This window comes from Streptomyces sp. URMC 123, assembly GCF_051386515.1.
GTDB lineage: Bacteria > Actinomycetota > Actinomycetes > Streptomycetales > Streptomycetaceae > Streptomyces.
Window position 1 is genome coordinate 1 of sequence record NZ_JBPQTV010000049.1, and the last position, 16485, is coordinate 16485.

The window sequence follows — 16485 nt, forward strand, 5'->3', positions numbered from 1 at the left end:
CCTCCTCCGGGGCGCCCTGGCCCCCCGGCTCCCCCGGCTTCGCGGCCTCCCCACCGGCCGCCGGGCGGCTCGGCGCCGCCGTCTGGCTCTACGACGAGCCGACCGAGCCGGTGGAGCGCCAGCGCCACCTCGTCGGCCTCTACACCCGCTTCGCCGCCGCGCACCTCGCCCGCCACCTCGAACTGAGCCGGGCCCGCGCCACGGCCACCACCCTGCGCGAGGAACTGCTGCCCAGCCGGCTGCCGCGGGTGCAGGGCGTCCGGCTCGCCGTCCGGCACCGCACCGGGCCGCACGGCGGCGGGGACTGGTACGACGCCCTGCCGCTGCCCGAGGGCGCGCTGGGCCTGGCCGTGGGCGGGGTGACCGGCAGCGGGCCGGGCGCCGTCGCCGCCATGGGACGGCTGCGCGCCTCGCTGCGGGCGTACGCCGTCATGGAGGGCGAGGACCCGGTGGCCGTCCTCTCCGACCTCGAACTGCTGCTGAGGCTCACCGAGCCGGCCCGCAGCGCCACCGCCCTCTTCGCGTACTGCGAGCCGCCGCTGCCGGCCGCCCCGGGGCTGCCCGCCCGCCCCAAGGTCCTCCTGGCCGGCGCGGGGCACTGCCCTCCCCTGCTGATCGGCGATCACCGTACGGAGTTCGTGGAGACCTCGCTGTCCGCGCCGCTGGGCATGCTCGCGTGCTGGGAGGCGCCCAGTGTGGGGATCGAGCCGGCGCCCGGCGAGACCCTGGTGCTCTACAGCGACGGGCTGCTGCACCGTACGGGCGATCCCATGGACAGGGCGTTCAGCAGGCTCCACCAGGCCGCCGCGTCGGTGCCCAGAACGGCGCGCGAGGACCCCGCGGCCATCGCCGACCACATCCTGCGCACCGTACTGCCGGAGGGCCGCGACCGCGCGGACAGTACGGAGGACGTCGTCCTGCTCGCCGCCCGGTTCGATTAATCATCCCGTACGGCGAACGCCCCCCATACGATGGAGGGCGGTCCCGTACGAGGAGGCAGAAGTGACCGAGCAGCGCGCACCGGAGACCCCGGAGGGCGGAAACGCTCCCGACGCTCCCATCAAGCAGCGGAAGAACGGCCTGTACCAGGGCGTCTCCGAGGAGCTGGCCGCGAACATGCAGTCGGGGTGGGCCGACACCGAGCTGCGCGACCTGGCGCCGATCGAGCAGGCCCCGAACGCCGCCCGCCGGCGGGCCGCGCTCTCCGCCCGTTTCCCGGGCGAGCGCCTGGTGATCCCGGCGGGCAACCTCAAGACGCGCTCCAACGACACGGAGTACGCCTTCCGCGCCTCCACGGAGTACGCGTACCTCACCGGGGACCAGACCCAGGACGCCGTCCTGGTGCTGGAGCCGACCTCCGACGGCCACGAGGCGACCGCCTATCTGCTGCCCCGCTCCGACCGCGAGAACGGCGAGTTCTGGCTCGACGGCCAGGGCGAGCTGTGGGTGGGCCGCCGGCACAGCCTGAGCGAGGGCGAGCAGCTGCTGGGCCTGCCCTGCTCCGACGTCCGCGAGGTCGCCGACGCGCTCGCCGCGCTGGACGGGCCGGTGCGCATCGTGCGCGGGCACGACGCCGGCCTGGAGGAGGCCCTGGCCGACAAGCTCGACGCCGAGCGGGACGAGGAGCTGCGCGTCTTCCTGAGCGAGCTGCGCCTGGTGAAGGACGCGTTCGAGATCGGCGAGCTCCAGAAGGCCGTCGACTCCACCGTCCGCGGCTTCGAGGACGTCGTACGGGTGCTCGACCGCGCCGAGGCCACCTCCGAGCGCTACATCGAGGGAACGTTCTTCCTGCGCGCCCGGGTCGAGGGCAACGACATCGGCTACGGCTCCATCTGCGCCGCCGGCCCGCACGCCACCACCCTGCACTGGGTCCGCAACGACGGCCCGGTGCGCTCCGGCGAGCTGCTGCTGCTCGACGCCGGCGTGGAGACCCACTCCCTCTACACCGCGGACGTCACCCGCACCCTGCCGATCAACGGCCGCTTCACCGAGCTCCAGCGCCGGATCTACGACGCGGTGTACGAGGCGCAGGAGGCGGGCATCGCGGCGGTCCGGCCGGGGGCGAAGTTCCGCGACTTCCACGATGCCGCGCAGCGCGTGCTCGCCGAGAAGCTCGTCGAGTGGGGCCTGCTCGACGGCCCGGTGGAGCGCGTGCTGGAACTGGGCCTGCAGCGCCGCTGGACCCTGCACGGCACCGGCCACATGCTCGGCATGGACGTCCACGACTGCGCCGTGGCCCGTACGGAGTCCTACGTGGACGGCGTGCTGGAGCCGGGGATGTGCCTGACCGTGGAGCCGGGCCTGTACTTCCAGGCCGACGACCTCACGGTGCCGGAGGAGTACCGCGGCATCGGCATCCGGATCGAGGACGACATCCTGGTGACGGAGGACGGCAACCACAACCTCTCGGCCGCGCTGCCGCGCGCCGCCGACGAGGTGGAGTCCTGGATGGCCCGCCTGCGCGGCTGAGCGTCACGTCCCGGCCGGAGCGGCGCGTCACGTCCCGGCCGGAGCGGCGCGTCACGTCCCGGCCGGAGCGGCGCGTCACGTGCCGGCCGGAGCGGCCCGCCGTGCTCGGAGCGCGCCACCGCGCGCGCCGAGCGGGAAACGCGCTCCGGTCAGGAGGCCTTCAGCAGGGCGTCGTCGCGCCACTTGAGGATCTTGTCGAAGCTGACGACGGCGCCCCGGCCGGGCTTGTTGCGGAAGTCGACGTGATCGGCCAGGGCCTCGATCAGGCCCAGCCCGCGGCCGTGCTCGGCGGTGGTCGGCGGCTGGGCCGTGGCCGTGGCCACGGGGCGACGGCGGACCGCCGTTCTGCGGCGGGCGCCACGCGTATCGGAACTGCGCGGATCGGAGCTGCGCGGGTCAGGGCCGCGCGGGTCAGGACTGCGCGGGTCAGGGCCGCGCGCGTCGGCGCCGTGGAGCTGGCCGCCGTGCGCGCCGGCCGCCGCCTGCACCGCCGGGAAGCCCGGCCCCGAGTCGGTGACCTCGATCCGGCACTTCTCGCCGTCGAGGTAGGCCGTCACCCGGAACGCCTCGGAGGACCCGCCGGAGGGCGGCCCGCCGCCGTGCTCCACGGCGTTCGCACACGCCTCCGACAGGGCGACCGACAGTTCGTAGGAGATGTCGGGATCGACCCCGGCCGTCTCCATCGTGCCGATCAGCAGCCTTCGCGCGAGGGGAACGCTCGCAGCCTCGCGCCGCAAATGGAGTGACCACCAGATGCTCATAGCTCCAGCCTCCTGGCTGCGGCTCGACATACCGATACGTATTGCCGCGATCAACCGCCCATAAGCGTGGGACCGCCGTGACTACGCTCGTTCGGCGGACGCGCGGGATCACCCCAACGATGTACCCCGGTCCGGATCGCATCCACCCCTGACGTAGGAAGTGCGTCAGGGGGGTGGGATGATGGCGCGGCCATGTCTGCCCCCGCGTCCGTCCCCGCCGAGCGCGCGGCCGCCGATCTGCGGCTGCTGAGGGCCGCGGTCTTCGCCGCGGTCTGCGCCGTGCTGTCCGCGGCCGGACACGTGCTCGCCTCGTGCGCGACGGTGCCGCTGTGGACGCTGGTCGCGGGCTTCCTCGCCGTGCTGGCCGCGGCCGCGCCGCTCGCCGGACGGGAGCGCTCCCTGCCGGGCATAGCGGCCGGTCTGGCGGTGGCCCAGCTCGGGCTGCACGCCCTCTTCGCCCTCGGACAGCACGGTCTCGCCCTCGGGCAGCACGGCGCGAGCGCCGCGTCGGCCGGCTCGGGTCCCGCCGCGGGCGGGGCCGCGCCGGGGGCCGGTGGCGCCTCCGACGGAACGTTGATCGCGCTGGCCGCGCGCCTGGTGTGCGACACCGGTCCGGCGCGGATGACCGCGGCCGAGGCCCAGCGGATCGTCACCGCGGCCGGCATCGACCCGACCGGCCACCCCGCCCACGCGGGCGGCGCCGCCATGGCCGCCGAGGTGCCGGGGCCGTCGCCCTCGCTGCTCGCGGGACTGCTGCCGTCGCTGCCCATGCTCCTCGCCCATCTGCTCGCCGCCGTCGTCCTCGGTCTGCTGCTGCGGCGCGGTGAGGCCGCGCTGTTCCGGCTCGTACGGCTGTCGGCGGGCTCGGCGCGCGTGGTGGCGCACGAGGCGCTCGCAGGCTCACTGCGCGCCGCTCTCGCGCTTGCGTGCGCGTTGTGTGCGGGGCTCGTGGGGGCGCCCAACGCCGGTCCGCGCGCTCCTCGGGCCCAGGGGCGGGACAAGGCCGGGCCGCAGGTGCTGGCCCTGGCCCACTCCGTCATTCGCCGGGGACCACCGGACCTCGCCCTCGCGGCCTGACCGACGCGCCACGCGACCTCACAGGAACCGATCGCCGACCCACCCCCCTTCCCGACCATCGAACGCGAGCGACTCGCCGGACCCGGCGAGCCGTCGGCGGGCCGGTCGTGGACGGAACGGGACCGGCGACGGCCGTACGCGTGTGCCGTGCCGTCGCCGCACGCGCGTCCACCCGTCGTTCCTGCCTGTGGAGTGTCGTCATGACCCCTCGCCAGAACCTCCCCTCCCAGCCGTTCTCCTCGCTGCCGGTCTCCTCGCTGCCGGCCGCCGCGGACGTCCCGGCCGCCTCGAACGCCTCGGCCCGCTGGTCGGCCGTCGGCTCCGGCGCGTCGCGTCGCCCGTCCCGGCGGGCGCGTCTGGCGCTCGTCGCGGGCGCCGCCGCCGGTGGCGTCCTGCTGTGCGCCGGGCCGGCCTTCGCCCATGTCACGGTCGACCCGGGCGAGGCCGCCCAGGGCGGCTTCAAGACGATCGCCTTCAAGGTCCCCAACGAGCGGGACAACGCCTCGACCGTGAAGCTCGAGATCTCCCTGCCCACCGATCACCCGCTGGCGACCGTCATGCCCAAGCCGGTGCCCGGCTGGAAGCACGAGGTCAGCAAGTCCGCGCTCGACAAGCCGATCGAGATCCACGGCAAGAAGATCAACGAGGCCGTCACCAAGGTCACCTGGACCGCGGACGGCAGCAAGATCGAGCCGGGCACCTTCCAGGACTTCCCGCTCCTGGTCGGCCGGCTGCCCAAGGACACCGACAAGCTGGTGTTCAAGGCGCTCCAGACGTACGACAACAACGAGGTCGTGCGGTGGATCGAGGAGCCCAAGGACGGCGGCCCGGAGCCGGAGAGCCCGGCGCCCGTGCTCAAGCTGACCCCGGCCACCGGCGACGGCCACGCCGCGGCCAAGGGCGGGAGCGGCGCGGCAGCCGACGGCAAGGCCGCGTCGGCGAAGGGCGGGGACGACGCCTCCGGAAAGGCGGCCGAGCAGGCCGCCGGCGACGGCGGCAGCGACACCACGGCGCGGGTGCTCGGCGGGATCGGCATCGCCGTCGGTGTCGCCGGGCTGGCGTTCGGCGTGTTCGCCGGCCGCCGCCGCTCGGCCTGACGCCCGGCCCGAGGGCCGGCCGGCCCGGCGCCGCCCGGCCCAACGGTCGGCCGCGCAACGGTCGGCGGCCCGACGGCCGACGGCCCGTACGGCCGGCCGACCCCTTTCACCACCACACCATCACCATCACCACACAATTCACCCTGGGGCACGTTTCCATGCGCAAAACCCCTGTGCTCGCCGTCGCGCTCGCCGCGACGGCGGCACTGACCCTCTCCGCCTGTTCGGGCGGCTCGGGCGGCTCCGACGGCTCGTCCGTCGCGGACGTCTCCTCGAACGCCACCGCCCAGAAGGCGGCGACCGTCCTCGACCGTCCGTTCGCCAAGCCCGACCTGGTGCTCACCGACACCAAGGGCGAGAAGTTCGACCTGATCGAGCGGACCAAGGGCAAGCCGACCCTGATCTACTTCGGCTACACCAACTGCCCGGACGTCTGCCCGCTGACGATGAGCAACCTCGCCATCGCCCGTAAGAAGCTCGCCGACCCCAAGGACCGCGAGCAGCTCCAGGTCGTGTTCGTCACGTCCGACCCCGAGCGCGACACCCCCGAGCGGCTCGGCGCCTGGCTGACCGGCCAGGACCCCGCCTTCATCGGCCTGACCGGCGACTTCGCCACCATTCAGGCCGGCGCGCGCAGCGTCGGCGTCGGCATCGAGCCGTCGAAGAAGGAGGCGAACGGCGACATCGTCTCCACCCACGGGGCCCAGGTTCTCGCCTTCTCCCCGAAGGACGACAAGGCGCACGTCATCTACGGCGAGAAAGCCACCGCCGACGACTTCGCCAAGGACCTGCCCAAGATCATCAAGGGAGAGACCCCGTGACCCGCCGCACCACCACCCTGCTCGCCGCCGCCGTCGCCCTCGCCGCCACCACGGCGCTGACCGGCTGCTCCGCCGACCCCGAGCCCCAGCTCAAGGCCACCGGGGCCTACATCCCCAAGCCGGTCATGCCCGACATGGCGGGCGGCTTCATGGTGATCGAGAACACCGGCGAGGCGGCCGACAAGCTGGTCAAGGTCACCAGCCCGGTCTCCGACGACGTACAGATCCACGAGACCGTCGACAACAAGATGAAGCAGGTGAAGTCCTTCGACATCCCCGCCAAGGGCAAGCTCGAACTCAAGCGCCGCGGCAGCCACATCATGTTCATGAACCTCAAGGAAAAGCTCGCCGAGGGCGGCAAGGTTTCCGTGGAACTGCACTTCGAGAAGGCCGACCCCATCAAGCTGGACGTTCCGGTCATGGCGACTAACTACGACCCGCAGAAGTGAGGGACTGAACCCTGATGCCCGTCACCGCCCCCCGCTCGGGACCCCGCCGCGCCACCGCCCTCCGCACCGCCGTCGCACGCCTGCCGCTCCTCGCCGCCGCGCTGCTCGTCGCCCTGCTCGGCGGTCTGTTCGGCGCGCCCCCCGCCTCGGCGCACGCCGCGCTGACCGGGAGCGACCCCAAGCAGGGGGCGGTGCTGGCGACCGCCCCCAAGGACGTCACCCTCACCTTCTCCGAGGGCGTCGCGATGTCCGGTGACTCCATACGCGTCCTCGACCCCCAGGGCAAACGCGTCGACATGGGCGAACTGCGCGACATGTGCAGTGGCAATGTCATCAAGTACGGGGTCTCCCTCCACTCCGGGCTGCCGAACGGCACCTTCACCGTCGCCTGGCAGGCCGTCTCCGCCGACAGCCATCCCGTCTCCGGCGCCTTCACCTTCTCCATCGGCGCGCCCTCCGCGACCGATGTGGCGCTGCCCGAGCAGCAGGCCGGTGGCGGCCCGGTCGGCGTCCTCTACGGCATCGGCCGCTACGTCGCCTACGCCGGCTACATCCTGCTGATCGGCGGCGCCGCCTTCGTCCTGGTCTGCTGGCCGCGCGGCGCGGGCGTACGGGCCGTGCAGCGGCTCGTCGTGCACGGCTGGGTGGCCCTGACCGCCGCCACCCTCGTGATGCTGCTGCTGCGCGGGCCCTACACCGGCTCGGGCCGGCTCGCGGACATCGCCGACCTCGGCGCACTGCCGGCGGTGCTGGAGACCAAGCCGGGCGCGGCCCTGATCTCCCGGCTGCTGCTGCTGGCCGCGGGGGCGCTGTTCGTCGCCGTACTGTTCGGGGCGTACGCGCGGCGGGTCACGGGCGACGAGGCGGACAGCGGGCGCGAGCGCCGTGATCTGACCGTCGGCCTCGCTGTCGGCGGCGCGATCGTCGCCATCGGCCTCGCCGCCACCTGGGCGCTCGCCGAGCACGCCTCCACGGGCCTGCAGACCTCCGTCGCCATGCCCGTCGACGTGCTGCACCTGCTGGGCGTCGCCGTCTGGCTGGGCGGGGTGGCGGCCCTGCTGGTCGCCCTGCACCGGGGGCCCGTCGTCGAGCGGGCCGCCGTACGGCGCTTCTCCCGGCTCGCCTTCGCCTCCGTACTGGTCGTCGCCGCCACCGGCCTCTATCAGTCCTGGCGCCAGGTCGGCTCCTGGACGGCCCTGACCGACACCTCGTACGGGCGGCTGCTGCTGCTCAAGGTGGGCCTGGTCGCCGTACTGATCGCGGTCGCCAGCTTCTCCCGGCGCTGGACCGCCCGGCTGTCGGCCGTACGGTCGCCCGAGGCGGAGGCGGCCGCGGTGCTGGAGGCGCGGGCCGCGGTGGCGGCGGGCGCCGGACCGGTCGCGCCCGCCGACTCTCCGGCGGCAGGCACCCGTACCGCCACGGCCGCGCCCGCCGACCCCCCGGCGGCAGGCACCCGTACCGCCACGGACACACCCGCCGACCCCCCGGCGGCGGAAGCGGGGGCGGCCTCGGACGCGCCCGTCGACCCCCGGCGCGCGGCGCAGCTCGCCCGCCAGCGCGCCGCCCTCGACGCCGCCCGTACGAAGCGGATGCGCGACGCGGACGGCGAGCGGGCCGGGCTGCGGCGCTCCGTACTGATCGAGGCGGCCGTCGCCGTCGTCCTGCTGGCCGTGACGACCGTACTGACGAGCACCGAGCCGGCGCGCACCGAGGAGGCCGTACGGAAGGCCGCCGGCGGGACCGCCGTGCCCAACCGGCCGATCTCGGTGAGCATCCCCTTCGACACCGGCGGGGAGGACGGCAAGGGCACCGCGCAGATCGACCTCGACCCCGGCCGCACCGGCGACAACAGCCTCCATGTGCGGCTGTCCCGGCCCAACGGCAAGCCCCTCGACGCCCCCGAGGTGAAGGTGTCCTTCACCCTCAAGGCCCAGGACATCGGTCCGCTGCCGGTCGCCCCGCCCCGGGTGGAGACCGGCCACTGGTCGGCGACCGGCGTCCAGCTCCCCATGGCGGGCGACTGGCAGATGTCGCTCACCGTCCGGACCTCCGACATCGACCAGGTCACCGAGTCCAAGAACGTGAAGATCGGCTGATGACAGACTCCCTCGCACGCGACGCCCGCAGCGCCTCCCGCACCCCCGCCGCGGGCGCGGCCGGCCCCGGCCGCGACGGCGCCCCCGCCGGCGACGGCACAGAACTGACGCTCTCCCGGCGGCGGCTGCTGGGCACCATGGGCGCGGCCGGCGCCGCGGGGCTCGCGGTCGGGGCCGCGGGCGGCGCGATCGGCGCCGTCGCCGCGGCGGACGACGCCCCGACCGCCCTGGCCACCGTCGGCTCCACCGCCGTGCCCTTCCACGGCCGGCACCAGGCCGGCATCACCACCCCGCTCCAGGCCCGGGGCCATCTCGTCGCCTTCGATCTGGCGCCGGGCGCCGACCGCAAGGCCGCGGCCGCCCTGCTGCGCCGCTGGTCCACCACGGCCGCCGAGCTGATGGCGGGCCGCCCGGCGGGCGAGGGCGACACCGGGGTGGCCCTGGACGCGGGCCCCTCCTCGCTGACCCTCACCTTCGGCTTCGGCCGCACCTTCTTCGACCGCACCGGCCTGGAGAAGCAGCGCCCCATGGCGCTCGACCCCCTGCCGGACTTCTCCTCCGACCGGCTCGACCCGCGGCGCAGCGACGGCGACCTGTGGGTGCAGATCGGCTCCGACGACGCGCTGGTCGCCTTCCACGCCCTGCGCGCCGTGCAGAAGGCGGCCGGTGACACCGCCCGGGTGCGCTGGCAGATGAACGGTTTCAACCGTTCCGCCGGCGCCACCGCCCGGCCGATGACGGCGCGCAATCTGATGGGCCAGGTCGACGGCACCAACAACCCCAAGCCGGCCGACGAGGACTTCGACCGGCGGATCTTCGTGCCCGGCCGGGGCGGCCAGGACGACCCGCGGTGGATGGCCCACGGCTCGTACGCCGTCGTGCGCCGCATCCGGATGCTGCTGGACGACTGGGAGCGGCTCCCCCTCGACCAGCAGGAGCGGGTCATAGGGCGGCGCAAGTCCGACGGCGCGCCGCTGACGGGCGGCACCGAGACCACCCCGCTGGACCTCGACCGTACGGGCCCGGACGGCAAGGTCGTCATCCCCGCCAACGCGCACGCCCGGATCAGCGCCCCCGACGCCAACGGCGGGGCGGCCATGCTGCGCCGGCCGTTCTCCTTCCACGACGGCTTCGACGCCGACGGCACCCCGGACGCCGGCCTGCTGTTCATCTGCTGGCAGGCCGACCCGCTCAAGGGGTTCGTGCCGGTGCAGCGCAAGCTCGACCGGGGGGACGCGCTGTCGCCGTTCATCCGGCACGAGTCGAGCGCCCTGTTCGCCGTGCCGGGCGGCTGTGCGCCGGGTGAGTACGTGGGCCAACGGCTGCTGGAGGGGTGAGGCCCCTACTAGGGTGATCGGTATGTCGGCCAGCCGTTACACGTATCTCGGGCCCGAGGGCACCTTCACCGAAGCCGCGCTGCGCACGCTGCCGGAGGCGGCCACCCGCGAGCTGGTGCCCATGGTCTCCGTCCCCGCGGCGCTGGACGCCGTGCGCTCGGGGGAGGCGGCGGGGGCGCTGGTGCCCATCGAGAACTCGGTGGAGGGCGGGGTCACCGCCACCATCGACGAGCTCGCGACCGGTGAGCCGCTGACGATCTACCGCGAGGTGCTGCTGCCGATCGCCTTCGCGCTGCTGGTGCGCCCGGGGACGACCCTGGCCGAGGTGAAGACGGTCACCGGGCACCCGGTCGCCCAGCCGCAGGTGCGCAACTGGCTGCGGGCGAACCTGCCGGACGCGGTGTGGGAGTCGGCCGCCTCCAACGCGGACGGCGCCCGGCTGGTCCAGGAGGGCCGCTACGACGCCGCGTTCGCGGGTGAGTTCGCGGCGCCCACCTACGGCCTCGAGCCCCTGGTGAAGGACATCCACGACGCCCAGAACGCCGCCACCCGCTTCGTGCTGGTGGGCCGCCCGGCCCGGCCCGCGGCGCGCACCGGCGCGGACAAGACCTCCGTGGTGATCTGGCTCGCCGACGACCACCCGGGCGCGCTGCTGGAGCTGCTCCAGGAGTACGCGGTGCGGGGCGTCAACCTGATGCGGATCGAGTCCCGGCCCACCGGTGAGGGCATCGGCCGCTACTGCTTCTCGGTGGACTGCGAGGGGCACATCACCGACCGCAGGGTCGGGGAGGCGCTGATGGGGCTCAAGCGGATCTGTCCGAAGGTGCGCTTCCTCGGCTCGTATCCGCGGGCGGGGGTGGAGCCGGCCGCGGTGGCGGAGCCCCGCCCGGGCACCTCGGACGGGGCGTTCGCGGCGGCCTCGGACTGGCTGGCGCGCTGCCTGGACGGGCGGGGCTGACGCCTCCCGAGGGTCCGGCGGGGCGGGTTCGGCGAGGCGCTTTCACGGCTTCCACCGAGTTATCCACAGGCGCCTTCTCGACCTGGGGACAAGTCGACATGAGGAGACGCGAGAACGCGACATCATCGACAAATCGGCCACTCACCCTTTCGGGGCCACCGGTGTCGACATGCCGCCTTTCGTCACCCCCATTCCCTCCCGCCACCCTTTGGGGCGAGGCATTACCACCCGAAAGGGTGAGAAAAGCGGGTTTGGAAGACCACTTCTTGGGACAGCACAACATCATCGGAATGATCCATTCCGAGTTCCACAGATAGCGCTCACACCCTGTGGATAACTTTGCGGACCGGGAAAGCCCCTGTGGACAAGACGGCCGCGAAACCGCAGCTCCAAGTCCCGCCGACGCCGGGGGAGTCGATGGACGCCGCGCCCCCGAGATGCCCCGTATCAGGGAATGCGCCATGATTTATTGACGCGGTCGGTGCTGCTTTTCCCTTTGCCCGCGGCTTTTCCGGCAAAACGGGCAAATACCCCCTAATGGGAATATCGCGTCGAGCGCCCGAGCCGCGCCCCGGTAGCCTGGTGGGGTGATTGACCTTCGTCTGCTCCGTGAGGACCCCGACCGTGTGCGCGCGTCCCAGCGTGCCCGTGGAGAGGATGTCGCCCTGGTCGACGCCCTGCTCTCCGCCGACGAGCGGCGCAGGTCGTCCAGCGTCCGCTTCGACGAGCTCCGTTCCGAGCAGAAGTCGCTCGGCAAGCTCATCCCCAAGGCCGCCGGCGAGGAGAAGGCCGAGCTGCTGAAGAGGGCCGGCGAACTCTCCGCCGCCGTCAAGGCCGCCGACGCCGAACAGGACGAGGCCGCCGCGGAGACCCAGCGGCTGCTGCTCCAGCTCGGCAACCTCGTCCACCCCGAGGTCCCCGTGGGCGGCGAGGACGACTTCACCGTCCTCGACACCGTGGGCACCCCGCGCGACTTCGCCGCCGAGGGCTTCGAGCCCAAGGACCACCTGGAGCTGGGCCAGCTCCTCGGCGCCATCGACGTCGAGCGCGGCGCCAAGGTGTCCGGCTCCCGCTTCTACTACCTGACGGGCGTCGGCGCGCTGCTCGAACTCGCCCTCGTCAACGCCGCCATCGCCCAGGCCACCGCGGCCGGCTTCACCCCCATGCTCACCCCCGCGCTGGTCAAGCCGCGCGCCATGGAGGGCACCGGCTTCCTCGGCCAGGCCGCCGCGGACGTCTACCACCTGGAGAAGGACGACTTCTACCTGGTGGGCACCTCCGAGGTGCCGCTCGCCGCGTACCACATGGACGAGATCATCGAGGCGGACCGGCTGCCGCTGCGCTACGCCGGCTTCTCGCCCTGCTTCCGCCGCGAGGCGGGCACCTACGGCAAGGACACCCGCGGCATCTTCCGCGTCCACCAGTTCGACAAGGTGGAGATGTTCTCGTACGTCGCGCCGGAGGAGGCCGAGGCGGAGCACGGTCGCCTGCTGGAGTGGGAGAAGCAGTGGCTGACCAGCCTGGAACTGCCCTTCCAGGTGATCGACACGGCCAGTGGCGACCTCGGCGCCTCCGCCTCGCGCAAGTACGACTGCGAGGCCTGGATTCCGACCCAGGGCAAGTACCGCGAGCTCACCTCGACCTCGAACTGCAATGAGTTCCAGGCCCGCCGGCTGTCCGTACGGATGCGGGACGGCAAGCACGTGAAGCCGCTGGCCACGCTCAACGGCACGCTGTGCGCCGTGCCGCGCACGATCGTCGCGCTGCTGGAGAACCACCAGCAGGCGGACGGCTCGGTGCGCGTGCCCGAGGTGCTGCGGCCCTACCTCGGGGGCCGGGAGCTGCTGGAGCCCACGGCCCGGTGAGCGACGCGGCGGCAGAGAGCAGGTCCGAGGGGGAGGCGTCGAGCACGGGCGCCGGCACGGCGCTGGCCACGGCTACGGCTACGGCTACGGCTACGGCTACGGCCACCGTGCCTGCCCCGGGTGGGGCGGTGGTCCCGGGCGGGGCAGCGGACGGCGGTGCGGCGGAGGGCGCTCCCGTACCGCCCTACCGGCTGATCGCGACGGATCTCGACGGCACCCTGCTGCGGGCCGACGGCACCGTCTCCCGGCGTTCGCGTGAGGCGCTCGCCGCGGCCACCGCGGCGGGCGCCGCGCACATCGTGGTCACCGGCCGGCCGGTGTCCTGGGTGCGGCACATACTGGACGACCTCGGCTACCGCGGGCTGGCCGTGTGCGGCCAGGGCGGGCAGGTGTACCACGCCGGTGAGCACCGGCTGCTGACCTCCGTCACGCTCGAGCGCCGGCTCGCCCGGCTCGCCGTGGCCAGGATCGAGGAGCGGGTCGGCGGCCCCCTGGCGATGGCCGCGGGCCGCGACGGGCTCGACGGCAAGGTGCTCTTCGGACAGGGCTACGAGCTGGTCGGCGAGGAGCCGGCGGTCCGGTACGACACCGAGGAGCTGTGGGCCGAGCCGCTCGGCAAGCTCTACATCCAGCACCCCGAGCTCGGGGACGACGAGCTGACGCGGGCCGCCCGCGCGGCCGCGGGCGACCTCGTGGGCGTGACGCTCGCGGGCGAGGGCATCGTCGAACTGCTGCCGCTGGGGCTGACCAAGGCGACAGGACTGTCGCTGGCCGCGCGCCGGCTGGGGCTCACGGCGGCGGACACGATCGCCTTCGGCGACATGCCGAACGACATTCCGATGTTCGGGTGGGCGGCGTACGGCGTGGCGATGGCCAACGCGCATCCCGAACTCAAGGCGGTCGCCGACCGGGTCACGGCGTCCAACGAGGACGACGGCATCGCGGACGTCCTCGAATCCCTCTTCGCTCCCGCTCTGGGCTGAGCGTCCGTACTGTCGCGATGAGCGTCAGTTCTGTCCTCGGTCGCCGGACGGTCCCCTGGGGACCGGTCCGGCGGCCGAGGTCGCGAAAGCCGGTGTCACCTAGGCCGGTTCAGTGGCCCAGGCGGACGAGGGCCGCCGCGGGATAGCGCTCGCCGGCCACTGCCTCCTCGGGGACCGCCGCCCGCAGCGCCGCCCGGTCCTCCTCGGTGAGCTCCAGCGCCACCGCCGCGACGTTCTCCTCGAGGTAGCGCCGCCGCTTCGTACCGGGGATGGGCACGATGTCCTCGCCCTGGCCGAGCAGCCAGGCCAGCGCGGCCTGGGCCGGCGTGCAGCCGAGCCGCGCCGCGATGGAGCGCAGGGCCGCCACCAGGGCGACGTTGCGCTCGATGTTCTCCTCGGCGAACCGCGGCCAGCGCAGCCGGTTGTCGTCCTCGGTGAGGTCGTCGCGCGAGGTCACCTCGCCGGCGAGCATCCCGCGCCCGAGCGGGCTGTAGGCGACGACGGTGATGCCCAGCTCGCGGCAGGTCGCCAGCATCTCCCCCTCGACCACGTCCCGGGTGAACAGGGAGTACTCCAGCTGCACCGCGCTGATGGGGTGCACGGCGTGAGCGGCGCGCAGGGTCGCAGGGCTCACCTCGGAGAGCCCCAGGCAGCGCACCTTGCCGGCGGCCACCAGCTCCGCCATGGCGCCGACGGTCTCCTCGATGGGGACGCCCGGGTCGCGCCGGTGGACGTAGTACAGGTCGATGTGGTCGACGCCGAGCCGGCGCAGCGAGGCGTCACAGGCGACGGGTACGTAGTCGGGCGAGGTGTCGACGCCCCCGACACGGCCGGTGGCGCTGTCGTGCCGCAGTCCGAACTTGGTGGTGACCACGGCCTCGTCGCGGTCCCGGCCGCGCAGCCAGCGGCCCAGCAGCTCCTCGTTGGCGCCGCGCCCGTACGCGTCGGCGGTGTCGAGGAGGTTCACCCCCAGCTCCGCGGCGCGGTCGAGCGTGCGGAGGGCCTCCTCCTCGTCGGTGGGCCCATAGGCGATCGACATGCCCATGCAGCCGAGGCCGAGGGCGGAGATCCGCACTCCGCTCCGCCCGAGGGTGCGGTACTTCATGGCGCGCTCCTTCTGCTCTCCCCCAGGGTCTCTCCCCGGGAGTGGGCCCCGCCCTGCTCCGGGACCCCCCGGCCGGGCGCGGGAGCCCCCTCGCTCCGTACGGGGGCTTCACCGTCCCGCACGGACGGACCCTTGCCCCGTACGGGCGGTACCTCGCTCCGTACGGAGGCACCCCCGCGTACGGCGACCCCCTCGCTCCGTACTGCGGCGGCCTCGCTCCGTACGGACGGACTCTCGCCCCGTACGGGCGGACTCGGCTCCGGTGCCAGGGGCCTGCCGCGGCGGAGGGCCGTGTACGCCCGCGCGACGGAGACCAGCCGTGACACCTCGTGCGCGTAGTCGTCGTCCGTGACGGGGAAGTTCTCCTTCGCCACGGACTCGTCGACGCGGTCCCGCCCCTCGCGCTGGGCGCGCAGCGCCGCCTCGATCCGGGCGGCGTGCACGGCCGCGTGGAGCTCGGGCTCCGGGAGCCCGGCCGCGCGGGCGGCGCGGGTCGCCGCCTCGGCGACGGCGGGGTCCATGTACGGGCGGAGCGAGAGCAGCCCGTCCTGGATCTCGATGACCCTGCGGTACAGCCGGTAGTTGATGTCGCGCGGCGAGAACCGGGCGAGCGGCGAGCCGTCCGACGGGGCGAGCACGATGCCCGGGTTGGCGCGGCACAGGTCGCGCCAGAGCCCGTGCAGCCGCCGGTGGGCGACGGCGTTGTCGATCCGGCGGCGCAGCCCGGTCAGCTGCGGCCCCCAGGAGGGCATGGTGAGCCCGGAGGCGAGGAAGAGGATGCCGATCCCGTTCGCCACCGGGGTGAGCAGCTCCCACTCCAGGGGGCTGGCCCCGATCTGCGTGGCCACCGCGGCGGAGGCCCGGTTGGCGCAGTAGACGATGTACGCGCCGGCGCCGACGGCCGTGGTGTAGAGCCCCCGGCGGAGCCACTGGCGGCCGGCGACCCGGCCGAAGCGGACGCAGAGCCGCATGATCTCGATCATGCCGGCGCCGAACGCCGTCACATAGAGCAGGAGATAGCCGGTGACCAGGGGGTTGTGGGCGTTCTGGAGCAGATAGTGCTTCGAGCGCTGCCCGTCCTCCGGCATGGCGGCGAACCAGAGGGCGAACATCACCAGCGCGCACAGTACGGCGGCGATGATGCGGGCGCGCACCTTGGGCCGCGCCTGTTCGATCGGGTGCACCCAGAAGACGATGGCGATCAGGATGGCGGCGCTGGAGCCGACGCCGCCGGAGAGGTGGATGCCCAGCGCTCCGATGTTGGGCACGTTCAGCAGGTCGTCGACGCGGGCCGCCACGGTCGGCGTGGAGAGGGTGAACGAGATGCCCTTGAGGGTGAAGGCGGCGAGCAGAGCTCTGAGAGCCGGATCGCGCCAACCCGAGCGCAGATCCCGCAGCTTGTAGAGCAGTGCGAGCGCGCACACGAGGGCACACAGGGGGAAGACCACGCTCTTGACGCCGGTCATG

14 protein-coding genes are annotated in these 16485 nt (G+C 73.6%); 11 read left to right on the forward strand and 3 right to left on the reverse strand.

The genetic code is table 11. The features are described from left to right. Together ACSNOD_RS09250 and ACSNOD_RS09255 are read left to right on the forward strand one after the other, a co-directional pair. A partial coding sequence (locus ACSNOD_RS09250; RefSeq protein WP_436766312.1) for a PP2C family protein-serine/threonine phosphatase occupies window positions 1–941 on the forward strand: 941 nt, incomplete at its 5' end. A gap of 61 nt (window positions 942–1002) precedes the next feature. Then, window positions 1003–2469 carry an aminopeptidase P family protein gene (locus ACSNOD_RS09255; protein ID WP_436766313.1) on the forward strand — a complete coding sequence of 489 codons (1467 nt, stop codon included), beginning with the start codon at window positions 1003–1005 and terminating at the stop codon, window positions 2467–2469. 149 nt (window positions 2470–2618) lie between these two features. Here the strand turns inward: ACSNOD_RS09255 and ACSNOD_RS09260 are convergent, their stop codons facing one another. Then, window positions 2619–3230, reverse strand: coding sequence for an ATP-binding protein (locus tag ACSNOD_RS09260; RefSeq protein WP_436766314.1), 612 nt, complete (start codon window positions 3228–3230; stop codon window positions 2619–2621). A 192-nt stretch (window positions 3231–3422) separates the two neighbouring features. Here ACSNOD_RS09260 and ACSNOD_RS09265 point away from each other — a divergent pair, with 192 nt between their 5' ends. From ACSNOD_RS09265 to ACSNOD_RS09305, 9 genes are all read left to right on the forward strand, one after another. Continuing rightward, window positions 3423–4307 carry a hypothetical protein gene (locus ACSNOD_RS09265; RefSeq protein WP_436766315.1) on the forward strand — a complete coding sequence of 295 codons (885 nt, stop codon included), beginning with the start codon at window positions 3423–3425 and terminating at the stop codon, window positions 4305–4307. Window positions 4308–4507: 200 nt separating this feature from the next. Beyond that, entirely contained in the window at window positions 4508–5404 is an 897-nt protein-coding gene (locus tag ACSNOD_RS09270) for a YcnI family copper-binding membrane protein (RefSeq protein WP_436766316.1), read from the forward strand. Window positions 5405–5562: 158 nt separating this feature from the next. Further along, on the forward strand, window positions 5563–6225 hold the full coding sequence (locus tag ACSNOD_RS09275; RefSeq protein WP_436766317.1) for an SCO family protein: 663 nt from the start codon (window positions 5563–5565) through the stop codon (window positions 6223–6225). After that, a complete protein-coding gene (locus tag ACSNOD_RS09280; protein WP_436766318.1) occupies window positions 6222–6674 on the forward strand; it encodes a copper chaperone PCu(A)C in 453 nt (150 codons plus the stop codon). Before ACSNOD_RS09275 ends, ACSNOD_RS09280 begins: the two co-directional genes overlap by 4 nt. Window positions 6675–6688: 14 nt before the next feature. Next, the gene (locus ACSNOD_RS09285) at window positions 6689–8770 is read left to right on the forward strand and encodes a copper resistance protein CopC (RefSeq protein WP_436766319.1); all 2082 of its coding nucleotides are present in this window, start codon (window positions 6689–6691) and stop codon (window positions 8768–8770) included. Beyond that, a complete protein-coding gene (gene efeB / locus ACSNOD_RS09290) occupies window positions 8770–10107 on the forward strand; it encodes an iron uptake transporter deferrochelatase/peroxidase subunit (RefSeq protein WP_436766320.1) in 1338 nt (445 codons plus the stop codon). Before ACSNOD_RS09285 ends, efeB begins: the two co-directional genes overlap by 1 nt. Window positions 10108–10129: 22 nt before the next feature. Further along, entirely contained in the window at window positions 10130–11065 is a 936-nt protein-coding gene (pheA, locus tag ACSNOD_RS09295) for a prephenate dehydratase (RefSeq protein WP_436766321.1), read from the forward strand. Between the two features lie 587 nt (window positions 11066–11652). Further along, a complete protein-coding gene (serS, locus tag ACSNOD_RS09300) occupies window positions 11653–12930 on the forward strand; it encodes a serine--tRNA ligase (protein ID WP_436766322.1) in 1278 nt (425 codons plus the stop codon). 128 nt (window positions 12931–13058) lie between these two features. Then, complete coding sequence (locus ACSNOD_RS09305) at window positions 13059–13913, forward strand: HAD family hydrolase (protein ID WP_436766332.1); 855 nt, start codon at window positions 13059–13061, stop codon at window positions 13911–13913. A gap of 109 nt (window positions 13914–14022) precedes the next feature. On the opposite strand, the gene ACSNOD_RS09310 is transcribed toward ACSNOD_RS09305, so the two are convergent. Next, window positions 14023–15018 carry an aldo/keto reductase gene (locus tag ACSNOD_RS09310; protein ID WP_436766323.1) on the reverse strand — a complete coding sequence of 332 codons (996 nt, stop codon included), beginning with the start codon at window positions 15016–15018 and terminating at the stop codon, window positions 14023–14025. After that, window positions 15015–16484, reverse strand: a complete 1470-nt coding sequence (locus ACSNOD_RS09315) for an MAB_1171c family putative transporter (RefSeq protein WP_436766324.1) — start codon at window positions 16482–16484, stop codon at window positions 15015–15017. Before ACSNOD_RS09315 ends, ACSNOD_RS09310 begins: the two co-directional genes overlap by 4 nt. Window position 16485 lies beyond the last annotated feature (1 nt).